The 11,903-nt window shown below is 56.1% G+C and carries 11 protein-coding genes; 9 read left to right on the top strand and 2 right to left on the bottom strand.

Annotated features, from left to right (window positions below):
• Positions 1-19: 19 nt before the first annotated feature.
• Positions 20-1,834 (top strand): vWA domain-containing protein, encoded by a 1,815-nt coding sequence (locus ACLJR2_RS15810; protein WP_000931760.1) that lies wholly within the window; start codon positions 20-22, stop codon positions 1,832-1,834.
• 40 nt (positions 1,835-1,874) lie between these two features.
• Here ACLJR2_RS15810 and ACLJR2_RS15815 read toward each other — a convergent pair whose 3' ends face one another.
• Positions 1,875-2,876 (bottom strand): chemotaxis protein, encoded by a 1,002-nt coding sequence (locus ACLJR2_RS15815; protein WP_000368560.1) that lies wholly within the window; start codon positions 2,874-2,876, stop codon positions 1,875-1,877.
• 65 nt (positions 2,877-2,941) lie between these two features.
• On the bottom strand, positions 2,942-3,859 hold the full coding sequence (gene rbn / locus ACLJR2_RS15820; RefSeq protein ID WP_000419092.1) for a ribonuclease BN: 918 nt from the start codon (positions 3,857-3,859) through the stop codon (positions 2,942-2,944).
• A gap of 60 nt (positions 3,860-3,919) precedes the next feature.
• On the opposite strand from rbn, the gene ACLJR2_RS15825 reads away from it, so the two are divergent.
• From ACLJR2_RS15825 to menE, 8 genes are all read left to right on the top strand, one after another.
• Positions 3,920-4,381, top strand: coding sequence for a GNAT family N-acetyltransferase (locus ACLJR2_RS15825; RefSeq protein WP_000568155.1), 462 nt, complete (start codon positions 3,920-3,922; stop codon positions 4,379-4,381).
• Positions 4,382-4,435: 54 nt separating this feature from the next.
• Positions 4,436-4,741, top strand: coding sequence for a stress response protein ElaB (gene elaB / locus ACLJR2_RS15830; RefSeq protein WP_001519663.1), 306 nt, complete (start codon positions 4,436-4,438; stop codon positions 4,739-4,741).
• A 100-nt stretch (positions 4,742-4,841) separates the two neighbouring features.
• Positions 4,842-6,137 carry an isochorismate synthase MenF gene (menF, locus tag ACLJR2_RS15835; RefSeq protein WP_000555674.1) on the top strand — a complete coding sequence of 432 codons (1,296 nt, stop codon included), beginning with the start codon at positions 4,842-4,844 and terminating at the stop codon, positions 6,135-6,137.
• 85 nt (positions 6,138-6,222) lie between these two features.
• Positions 6,223-7,893 (top strand): 2-succinyl-5-enolpyruvyl-6-hydroxy-3-cyclohexene-1-carboxylic-acid synthase, encoded by a 1,671-nt coding sequence (menD, locus tag ACLJR2_RS15840; RefSeq protein ID WP_000116395.1) that lies wholly within the window; start codon positions 6,223-6,225, stop codon positions 7,891-7,893.
• Positions 7,890-8,648: a 2-succinyl-6-hydroxy-2,4-cyclohexadiene-1-carboxylate synthase gene (gene menH, locus ACLJR2_RS15845; RefSeq protein WP_000979135.1), complete on the top strand. Its 759-nt coding sequence runs from the start codon at positions 7,890-7,892 to the stop codon at positions 8,646-8,648. The genes menD and menH overlap by 4 nt, the downstream gene beginning before the upstream one ends.
• A 14-nt stretch (positions 8,649-8,662) precedes the next feature.
• Positions 8,663-9,520 (top strand): 1,4-dihydroxy-2-naphthoyl-CoA synthase, encoded by an 858-nt coding sequence (menB, locus tag ACLJR2_RS15850; protein WP_000640013.1) that lies wholly within the window; start codon positions 8,663-8,665, stop codon positions 9,518-9,520.
• Positions 9,520-10,482: an o-succinylbenzoate synthase gene (gene menC, locus ACLJR2_RS15855; protein ID WP_001255571.1), complete on the top strand. Its 963-nt coding sequence runs from the start codon at positions 9,520-9,522 to the stop codon at positions 10,480-10,482. Before menB ends, menC begins: the two co-directional genes overlap by 1 nt.
• The gene (gene menE / locus ACLJR2_RS15860) at positions 10,479-11,846 is read left to right on the top strand and encodes an o-succinylbenzoate--CoA ligase (RefSeq protein WP_000144658.1); all 1,368 of its coding nucleotides are present in this window, start codon (positions 10,479-10,481) and stop codon (positions 11,844-11,846) included. Before menC ends, menE begins: the two co-directional genes overlap by 4 nt.
• Positions 11,847-11,903: the final 57 nt, after the last annotated feature.

Below are 11,903 nucleotides of genomic sequence, written 5' to 3' on the forward strand. Positions count from 1 at the left end.
TAATTGAAAAGGAATTTGTATGCTTAATGGAAAAACATTAATGCTGTTGTTGGGTGGGGTTGTTCTCTCGGGCTGTGGGCCGGAGCCCTCCGACCAGCAGGGAAATAATCCGGCTGAGTTAAAACAGGAGCAGGCTATCCAGAAAGAAAATAGCGCTCAGGCCGGGGATGACACTGTCCAGAAAAGACAAGCCGAGGCCGCCCAACAGGCTGCGAAAAAAGCAGCCGAATATAAAGCGAATGCTGAAGCCAAAGCCCTGGCAGATGCCAAAGCGGCGTCTCTGGCAGATGCCAAGGCGGCATCTCTGGCAACAGCCGAAGCACCGCAATATGAAATGCGGACACGTGCCTCGGCATCAAAAGCGTTCGCTGCACAAGGCGGTAATGTAATGGGGACCGCGCGTTACGAACACTACGATGAAAATCCGATTAAACAGGTAAGTCAGGCGCCGCTCGCCACGTTTAGTCTGGATGTAGACACTGGCAGCTACGCTAACGTGCGGCGCTTTCTGAATCAGGGGCAACTGCCGCTGCCGGAAGCCGTGCGGGTAGAAGAGATGCTCAACTATTTTCCCGCGCCTCAGCCCGTTGCGGATAAGCAGGATAACACTAAACCCATTGCGGCCTGTATACCGATGCCATTTGCGGTTAAATACGAACTGGCTCCCTCGCCGTGGAACGCGCAGCGCACGCTATTAAAAGTTGATGTTCAGGCCCGGGACATGCAGACCAGAGATCTGCCACCTGCCAACCTGGTTTTTCTCATTGATACTTCCGGTTCTATGCAGCCAGCGGAACGCCTGCCGTTGATCCAGTCGGCGCTAAAACTGCTGGTGAACGATCTGCGTGCGCAGGATAACATCACGATTGTGACCTACGCGGGCGGCACTCACGTCGCGCTGGCGTCTACAGCGGGAAATAACACAACCGCGATTAAAGCGGCAATTGATAATCTGGATGCTTACGGGAGTACCGGTGGTGAAGCGGGATTACGACTAGCCTACGAGCAGGCCGAAAAAGGATTTATCAAAGGCGGCGTTAACCGCATTTTGTTGACCACCGACGGTGATTTTAACCTCGGTATTACCGATCCCAAAGACATCGAAGCGCTGGTAAAAAAAGAGCGCGAGAAAGGTATTACCTTATCTACGCTGGGCGTCGGCGATGACAATTTCAACGAAGCCATGATGGTGAGAATTGCTGATGTGGGTAACGGTAATTACAGCTACATCGACTCCCTCTCCGAGGCGCAAAAAGTCCTCAAAGATGAGATGCATCAAACGCTGGTCACCGTTGCCAAAGATGTAAAATCGCAAATCGAATTTAATCCGCAGTGGGTGACTGAGTACCGGCAGATTGGTTATGAAAAACGCCAACTGCGCGACGAGGATTTCAATAACGATAAGGTTGATGCCGGTGATATCGGCGCGGGTAAACACGTCACGCTATTCTTTGAACTGACGCTTAACGGGCAGAAAGCCTCGGTGGATAAACTGCGCTACGCTCAGGACAAAGCCGCCTCAAAGCCAACAAAATCAAGCGAGCTGGCGTGGATCAAATTCCGCTGGAAAGCACCGCAGGGCAGCGAAAGTACATTAGCCGAGTTCCCGGTCGTTATGGGAAAAATGCCGATCTTTGCTGACGCCTCTGAAGATTTTCGTTTCCGCGCGGCGGTAGCGGCTTTCGGGCAAAAACTGCGTGGCTCAGAAACGCTGGCAGATACGAGCTGGCCGCAAATTATTAAATGGGGTGAACAGGCGCGCGGGGAAGATAAACAAGGCTATCGCGCGGAGTTTATTAAACTGGTAAAACTGGCGGAAGGCTTGTCTCACTAAGCGTCAGGGGATGCCTGTACTGTAGGCATCCCCTGTTACGTCAGGCGCTTTTGCGGCTGATCAGTGGTCCCTGGCTGTTTGTTGCTGCGCGCTCCAGCACTTCCTGAATGACCGAAGAGAGTTCGTTAATCTCAAACTTGGCCACGTAGCCGTCGGCCTGCACTTTACGTATATGATCTTCGTTGGCGCTGCCGGAAAGGGAAGAGTGAATAACGACCGGGATCTTTTTCAGCCGTTCATCGGTTTTAATTTTACGCGTTAACGTAAAGCCATCCATCTCCGGCATCTCAAGATCTGTCAGGACCAGCGCGATTTTCTCGCTAATTGGCTTACCTTCGGCCTCCGCTTCCTGCGCCAGTTGCTGGATTCTCTCCCATGCATCCTTGCCGGTCACATGCATCTGATGCGGAATTCCCATCGCGTTCAGCCCTTTTTCCAGCATCGCGCGGGCGACTTTGGAGTCTTCCGCCACAATGGCTACCGCGCCAGGGGTAATATAAAATTTATTGGTCTTCAGATTGGTGGCGCGCAGATCGTGGCTGGAGGGGACAATATCATAAAGGATCTGCTCAACGTCGAGCACCAGCGCCAGGTTGTTGGTTTCTTTGTTGTCATCCAGGCAGGCAATACTGGTGATGTAGCGACCGTTGACGGCTTTCTCGGCGGTATGCACCTGTTGCCAGTCAAGACGCATAATATTTTCCACCGACTCGACGGCAAATGCCTGTACGCTGCGCGCATATTCGGTGATCAGCAAAATATTCAGCCCGGTTTCCGGCTTGCAGCCCGCTACCGCTGGCAAATCAATCACCGGAATGACCTGATCCCGAATATTGACCATGCCCAATAGCGGCGCTTTCATGCCTGCCGGGCGCGTAAAGGCGGGCATTGGTACGATTTCGCGCAGCTTAAATACATTGATGCCGAACAGCTCTGACTTCTGTTCATGCAGCGATGTACCAAGACGGAATAACAGCAGTTCAAAACGGTTGGACAGGGTTAAATTGGCCCTGTCATCAATATCTTTCTGAAAATTGTCCATCCTAACCTCATTATGAAAGCCTGCCTTTTTTAGTGTTATCGGCAATGAGGACAAAAAATGGAGCGCTAAACCGGGAAAACAGAAAAATCGTAAGCCAGTTCCGTCGCCGGGAAAATAGCACGGCATTCCGCCAGTAAGCGCTGACAGCCTTTATCGTCATAGCGTGAGCTAATATGGGTCATGATCAGCCGACCGACGGCAGCTTCCCGCGCCAGCGTCGCGGTTTGACGGGTGGAGCTGTGTCCGCGAGCGTTGGCTTTCTCCTCCATTGACGCATCCAGCGTGGTTTCATGGACCATCACATCCACACCTTGCGCCAGCGCGAAGGCGGCCTCGCAGGGCGCGGTATCGCCGAAAATCGCCACTGATTTCCCGGCCACGGCGGGAGCAAGGTAGTCGGCGCCATTGATCTGCCTTCCATCGGCAAGCGTGACGGTTTTTCCTGCCTTCAACGCCTGAAACAGCGGGCCGGGCGTAACGCCTGCGGCTTTTAACGCCCTGGCATTCAGCGCGCCAGGCTTGTCATGTTCAACAACGCGATATCCGTAGCACTCCAGTGGATGCTCCAGCCTGAATGCGGTCACTTTACGCAGACCGTCGTCAAGAATATCGCCTGCGCTAATTTCTTCAATTTGCAACGGAAAATCGGTCCATGAACCGCTAAGGCGCAGTGTGGTTGCAATAAACTCACGCACGCCTTGAGGCCCGTATACGGTTAGCGGATGGGGATTCCCCGCCATCGACCGGCTGCATAGCAGACCCGGCAGGCCAAACAGATGATCGCCGTGAAGATGGCTGATAAAAATGCGCTCAAGCTTACCGGGATGAAACGCGGTATTAAGCATTTGATGCTGTGTCCCTTCGCCGCAATCAAAAAGCCATACTCCCGGCTGCGTTGGATGTTGCAGATGTAATAAAATTGCCGTTACATTGCGTGAGCGCGTGGGAACGCCTGCGGACGTACCTAAAAAAATTAATTCCATCTTGTCCATACACGTTTGGTTATCGTTTAACCCAAGATTACCACAACACAGGAGCGCATCATGATTGACTGGCAGGATCTCCACCATAGCGAACTTACCGTTCCTCAACTTTACGCGTTACTCAAATTGCGCTGCGCGGTCTTTGTGGTAGAACAGCGCTGTCCTTACCTGGATGTGGATGGCGATGATTTAGTCGGCGACAATCGGCATATTCTGGGCTGGCATCAGGATGAGCTGGTGGCGTATGCGAGGATTCTGAAAAGCGATAACGAATCAGACCCGGTTGTCATTGGCCGGGTGATCGTCAGCGATGCCTGGCGAGGGGCGAAACTGGGCCAGCAATTAATGGCGAAAACGCTGGAATCTTGTGGGCGGCACTGGCCGGATAAGCCGCTATATCTGGGGGCGCAGGCGCATCTGCAACCTTTTTATGCGCGGTTTGGTTTTATTCCCGTCACCGATGTTTATGACGAAGATGGCATTCCGCACCGGGGAATGGCGCGGGAGGTTCATCAGGCATAAACCGAAACCGTTGACTATAGTTAGGAGCAGGTGTTAACACAACGGAGAATGAGAATGTCATATCAATTTGGTGAATCACGTGTTGATGATGATCTGACTTTGCTCAGCGAAACGCTGGAAGAGATTTTACGTTCCTCAGGCGATCCCGCCGATCAAAAATACATTGAGCTGAAAGCCCGCGCGGAACAAGCGCTGGAAGAGGTGAAAAACCGCGTAAGCCATGCGTCGGATAGCTATTATTACCGGGCAAAGCAGGCCGTTTATAAAGCGGATGACTACGTTCATGAAAAACCCTGGCAGGGTATTGGCGTAGGCGCGGCGGTAGGACTGGTGCTTGGACTGCTGCTGGCGCGGCGCTAAATCCCCCCACTGAACAGAATTGCAACCCTCCCTAAATGAGGTACTGCTTTTTTAGGGCAGTACCCCGTATAATGTGGGGTTTTTAACAGGGAGGGTCCGCGTGCATTCTATTACTACTGCGCTGGAAAATCTGACGCGTCAGCTATCGCAAGAGATACCGGCGACGCCAGGGCTTTGCGTTTTCGATGCGCCTTTCCCTTTAAACGATGCCTTCGATGCATTGAGCTGGCTGGCCAGCCAGTCATCCTTTCCGCAATTCTACTGGCAACAGCGCAATGGCGACGAAGAAGCTGCCGTTCTCGGGGCAATCACCGTTTTTTCATCGCTCGATCTGGCGCAACGGTTTTTACGTCAGCACGCGCAGCCTGACCTGCGTATTTGGGGGCTGAATGCGTTCGAGCCGAAAGAGGGCTACTTATTGCTGCCGCGGCTGGAGTGGCGACGTAGCGGTGGTACGGCGACCTTACGCTTACATCTGCACAGTGACGTTTCGCTACGCGATGATGCGCGCCAGGCGAAAGCGTTTCTCGCTTCTCTGGTCGGCATTAAGCCTGTTCCGGCGCTACGCCTTTCGCTCACGAGCGAACAACACTGGCCGGACAAAGACGGTTGGGTGAAGCTGATTCAGCAGGCCACCCACACCATTGCGCAAGAGGCGTTTGATAAAGTTGTGCTGGCGCGGGCCACCGACTTACAATTCTCCCGTCCGGTCAATGCCGCCGCGATGATGGCGTCCAGTCGTCGTTTAAATCTCAACTGCTACCACTTTTTTATGGCCTTTTCCGCCGATACCGCCTTTCTGGGATCATCGCCGGAGCGGCTCTGGCGGCGGCGTGAAACGGCGCTGCGTACCGAAGCGCTGGCCGGGACGGTGGCGAACCATCCGGATAACCATAAAGCCTGGCAGCTTGGCGAATGGTTAATGAAAGACGATAAAAACCAGCGAGAAAATATGCTGGTTGTCGAAGACATCTGCCAGCGACTGCAAAACTGCACCCACTCGCTGGATGTGCTGCCGCCGCAGGTGCTCAGACTGCGCAAGGTACAGCATTTGCGCCGCTGTATCTGGACGGCGCTTAATCAGGCGGACGACACGCTCTGCCTGCACCAGTTACAGCCTACCGCAGCGGTCGCCGGGATCCCTCGTGAACCCGCGCGTTGTTTTATAGAACAACATGAGCCGTTCGAACGTGAATGGTATGCCGGGTCGGCAGGCTATCTCTCCACGCGGCAAAGTGAGTTTTGCGTGACGTTACGTTCAGCCAAAGTGACGGCCAATGTGGTGCGATTGTATGCCGGCGCGGGAATCGTCCGCGGCTCCGATCCGGAACAGGAATGGCAGGAAATAGATAATAAAGCGGCCGGGTTACGTACCTTATTGCAGATGGATGCGTAATGAGTCACATATTCCCGACCCATATCAATAATCCATTTTTGCAGCTCTTTATACTTAGTCCCAATGATTGATACCGGACAAACTCATGTCAGTAAGTGCATTTAACCGGCGCTGGGCGGCGGTCATCCTGGAAGCCTTAACCCGTCATGGCGTCAGGCATGTTTGTATCGCCCCTGGTTCCCGTTCCACGCCGCTCACGTTGGCGGCGGCAGAGAATCCTGCTTTTATTCACCATACGCACTTTGATGAGCGTGGGCTTGGTCATCTGGCGTTAGGGCTGGCGAAAGTCAGCCAGCAGCCGGTTGCCGTTATTGTCACTTCAGGTACCGCCGTGGCGAACCTCTATCCGGCGCTGATTGAGGCGGGTCTGACGGGCGAGAAGCTCATTTTACTTACCGCCGATCGCCCGCCGGAGCTGATTGACTGCGGCGCCAACCAGGCGATCCGTCAGGCGGGGATGTTTGCCTCTCACCCCTCCCAAACTCTGTCGTTGCCGCGTCCCACGCAGGATATTCCGGCGCGCTGGCTGGTGTCGACCATCGACAATGCGCTCGCTATGCTTCATGCGGGCGCGCTGCACATTAACTGTCCTTTTGCCGAACCGCTGTATGGCGATATGAATGACACCGGTCTGGTCTGGCAGCAGCGTCTCGGCGACTGGTGGCAGGATGAAAAACCCTGGCTGCGCGAAGCGCGTCGACTGGAAAGCGACAAACAGCGCGACTGGTTCTTCTGGCGACAAAAACGCGGCGTCGTTGTCGCCGGGCGTATGAGCGCGGAAGAAGGCAAAAAAGTGGCGCAGTGGGCGCAAACTCTGGGATGGCCATTAATTGGCGACGTATTGTCGCAAACCGGGCAGCCGCTGCCGTGCGCCGACCTGTGGCTCGGCAACGCCAAAGCGGTTACCGAACTGCAGCAGGCGCAGATTGTCGTCCAGCTTGGCAGTAGCCTTACCGGAAAACGCTTACTGCAATGGCAGGCAACCTGCGAGCCGGAAGAGTATTGGGTAATCGACAATATTGAAGGTCGTCTGGACCCGGCGCACCATCGTGGACGCAGACTGGTAGCGAAAATCGCCGACTGGCTGGAGATGCATCCGGCGGAAAAACGTAAACCGTGGTGTGTAGAGATCCCGCGTCTGGCAGAACTGGCGTGGCAACGGGTGGTCGCGCAGCGAGACACCTTTGGCGAAGCGCAGCTGGCGCACCGTATCCGCGACTATCTGCCGGAGCAGGGGCAATTGTTCGTGGGCAATAGTCTGGTGGTGCGTCTGATCGACGCGCTGTCACAGTTGCCGGCTGGCTATCCGGTATACAGCAATCGCGGGGCAAGCGGCATTGACGGCCTGCTTTCCACGGCGGCGGGCGTGCAGCGCGCCAGCGCCAAATCGACGCTGGCTATCGTCGGCGATTTATCCGCGCTGTACGATCTTAACGCGCTGGCGTTACTACGTCAGGTATCCGCGCCGTTTGTGTTGATTGTGGTCAACAATAACGGCGGGCAGATCTTTTCCCTGCTGCCGACGCCGCAAAGCAAACGTGAGCGCTTTTATTTGATGCCGCAAAACGTCCATTTTGACCATGCGGCCGCCATGTTTAACCTGCGCTATCATCGCCCGGAAAACTGGGAAGAACTTGAATCTGCGCTGGCTGGCGCGTGGCGAACCCCGGCGACAACGGTGATTGAGCTGGTGGTAAACGATACGGACGGCGCGCAGACGTTGCAGCAACTTTTGGCTCAGGTAAGCCATCTATGATGTTGCACGCGCAGCACATGCCCGGACAGCCTGGAGCGCCCTCGCTGGTTTTCCTGCACGGTTTTTCTGGCGATTGCCGTGAATGGCAGCCGGTTGGCGAACAGTTTCACGGCTGTTCGCGGCTTTATATTGACTTACCGGGACATGGCGGATCTGCGGCTATTCCGGTCGGCGGATTTGCCGATGTCATCAGATTGCTGCGCGCTACGTTAATTAGTTACAACATACTAAAGTTTTGGTTGGTGGGATACTCCCTTGGCGGCCGGGTGGCGATGATGGCAGCCTGCCAGGGAATACCAGGCCTGTGCGGCCTGGTGGTCGAAGGCGGTCATCCGGGGCTGCAAAATGAACAGGCGCGCGCTGAAAGACGATTGTCCGACGGGCGCTGGGCAGAGCGTTTTCGTCGTGAACCCCTGACTGAGGTTTTTCACGACTGGTATCAGCAGCCGGTGTTCGCCTCGCTGACGGCGCAGCAAAGGCAGGCGCTGACGGCGCTGCGTAGCCAGAATAACGGCGAAACGCTGGCTGCGATGCTGGAGGCGACATCGCTTGCCGCCCAGCCGGATTTACGCGAGGTGCTCAACGCGCTGGCATTTCCGTTTTATTATTTATGTGGCGAACGCGACAGCAAATTCCGCGCCCTGGCGCAGGAAGTGGCGGCGACATGCCATGTTATTCGTAACGCCGGACACAACGCGCATCGGGAAAACCCCGCAGGCGTGGTAGACAGTCTGGCTCAGATTCTGCGTCTCTGACTAAAGGACACACTATGATCTATCCTGATGAAACAATGCTTTACGCACCGGTAGAATGGCACGACTGCTCGGAGGGTTACACCGACATTCGTTATGAAAAATCCACCGACGGTATTGCAAAAATCACCATTAATCGTCCGCAGGTGCGCAATGCATTTCGTCCGTTGACCGTCAAAGAGATGATTCAGGCGCTGGCGGATGCCCGTTACGACGACAACGTGGGCGTGATTATTCTGACCGGCGAAGGCGATAAAGCGTTTTGCGCGGGCGGCGACCAGAAGGTGCGCGGCGATTACGGCGGTTATCAGGATGACTCCGGCGTGCATCACCTGAACGTGCTGGATTTCCAGCGCCAGATTCGCACCTGTCCAAAACCGGTTGTCGCGATGGTCGCGGGGTATTCTATCGGCGGTGGTCATGTGCTGCACATGATGTGCGACCTCACCATCGCGGCGGAAAACGCCATCTTCGGCCAGACCGGTCCGAAAGTCGGCTCCTTTGACGGCGGCTGGGGCGCTTCATATATGGCGCGTATCGTTGGTCAGAAGAAAGCGCGTGAAATCTGGTTCCTGTGCCGCCAGTACGATGCGCAACAGGCGCTGGATATGGGGCTGGTTAACACCGTCGTTCCGCTGGCGGATCTGGAAAAAGAGACCGTGCGCTGGTGCCGCGAAATGTTGCAAAACAGCCCGATGGCGCTGCGCTGCCTGAAAGCGGCGCTGAATGCCGATTGTGACGGTCAGGCCGGGCTGCAGGAGCTGGCGGGCAACGCTACCATGCTGTTCTACATGACGGAAGAAGGGCAGGAAGGCCGTAACGCCTTTAACCAGAAGCGTCAGCCTGACTTCAGCAAATTCAAACGGAATCCATAATGCGTAGCGCGCAGGTATACCGCTGGCAGATCCCCATGGACGCGGGGGTGGTTCTGCGCGACAGGCGGTTAAAAACTCGCGACGGGCTGTATGTTTGTCTGCGTGACGGCGAGCGTGAAGGGTGGGGAGAGATCTCCCCGCTGCCGGGCTTCAGTCAGGAAACGTGGGAGGAGGCGCAGACGGCGTTACTAACATGGGTGAACGGCTGGCTTCAGGGGAGCGAGGGATTACCGGAGATGCCTTCGGTCGCGTTTGGCGCAAGCTGCGCGCTGGCGGAACTGACTGGCGTCTTGCCGGAGGCGGCGGACTATCGCGCTGCGCCGTTATGCACTGGCGATCCTGACGATTTGGTGCTGCGGCTTGCCGATATGCCCGGCGAGAAAATCGCTAAGGTCAAAGTGGGTCTCTATGAAGCGGTACGTGACGGCATGGTGGTTAATTTGCTGCTGGAGGCGATCCCGGATCTGCATCTGCGTCTGGATGCGAATCGCGCCTGGACGCCGCTAAAAGCCCAACAGTTCGCAAAGTATGTTAATCCGGACTACCGCGCTCGTATCGCCTTTCTCGAAGAACCGTGTAAGACGCGGGATGATTCCCGCGCCTTTGCCCGTGAAACCGGCATCGCGATTGCCTGGGACGAAAGTCTGCGCGAAGCGGATTTCACCTTTGAAGCCGAAGAGGGCGTCAGGGCTGTGGTTATCAAACCTACGCTGACCGGATCGCTTGATAAAGTGCGTGAGCAAGTCGCTGCCGCCCATGCGTTGGGACTGACGGCGGTCATCAGCTCTTCGATCGAGTCCAGCCTCGGCCTGACGCAACTGGCGCGGATTGCCGCCTGGTTGACGCCGGGAACGCTGCCCGGACTGGATACCTTGCATCTGATGCAGGCGCAACAGATTCGCCCCTGGCCTAGTAACGCGTTGCCTTGTCTGAAGCGTGATGAGCTGGAACGACTGTTATGACATTCACGGACTGGCCGTGGCGCCACTGGCGTCAGGTTCGCAGTCAGGCGCCCGCTCTGCGCCTGAACGATGAAGTGCTAAGCTGGCGCGCCCTCTGTGAGCGTATTGATGCGCTGGCGGGCGGGTTTGCCGCGCAGGGCGTACGCGAGGGCGATGGTGTCCTGCTGCGCGCCGGGAATCAGCCGCGCACTCTGTTGGCATGGCTTGCGCTGATGCAGTGCGGCGCGCGGGTTCTGCCCGTCAATCCGCAGTTGCCCCAGACGTTGCTGGAGGCGCTGGTGCCGAAGTTAACGCTGCGTTTTGCGCTGACACTGGAAGGCGAAAACGCGTTTTCCGGGTTAACCGCGTTGCAGATACAAAAGAGCACAGCGGCGTATGCCGTGGCCTGGCAACCGCAGCGTCTGGTTTCCATGACGCTGACATCGGGTTCCACAGGATTGCCAAAAGCGGCTGTACATACGTGCCAGGCGCATCTTGCCAGCGCGCAGGGGGTGCTTTCGCTAATGCCGTTTGGCCCGCAGGATGACTGGCTGCTATCGCTGCCGCTGTTTCATGTATCCGGGCAGGGTATTATGTGGCGTTGGCTCTTCGCCGGGGCGCGCATGACGGTACGCGATAAGCAACCGCTGGAGCAGATGCTGGCAGGGTGTACTCATGCTTCGCTGGTGCCGACGCAGCTATGGCGGCTGCTGGCGAATCGGGCGGCGGTGACGCTGAAAGCCGTTTTGCTCGGCGGCGCGGTGATTCCGGTTGAACTCACCGACCAGGCCAGCAAACAAGGGATTCGCTGCTGGTGCGGGTATGGGCTCACGGAGTTCGCGTCTACGGTATGCGCTAAAGAGGCCGATGGTTCGGATGATGTGGGCGCGCCGCTCCCCGGCAGAGAGATCAGAATCGTCGATAATGAAGTCTGGCTGCGCGCCGCCAGTATGGCAGAAGGTTACTGGCGTGATGGCAAACTGATCCCGTTGGTTAATGACGAGGGCTGGTTTGCCACGCGCGATCGCGGCGAGTTGAACCACGGCAGGCTAACCATCGCCGGGCGGCTGGACAACCTGTTCTTTAGCGGCGGCGAAGGCATTCAGCCGGAGGAAGTCGAACGCGTTATTAACGCGCATCCGCTGGTGCAACAAGCCTTCGTCGTGCCGGTAGAAGATAAAGAGTTTGGTCATCGTCCCGTTGCGGTTGTGGAGTATGCATCGCAGGCCGGAGACGTGAACCTCGCTGAATGGGTCCGTGATAAGCTGGCGCGTTTTCAGCAGCCGGTTCGCTGGTTGACGCTGCCGTCAGAACTGAAAAACGGAGGGATTAAAATATCTCGCCGTGCGCTCCAGCAGTGGGTGTGTGAGAACTGTAAAAATTAATGTTAGGTTAATATACAACCATTCCATCGCTATTGCCGTTTTGTTTATCCGTTGATG

This window comes from Salmonella sp. SAL03688, from assembly GCF_046551895.1.
GTDB lineage: Bacteria > Pseudomonadota > Gammaproteobacteria > Enterobacterales > Enterobacteriaceae > Salmonella > Salmonella enterica.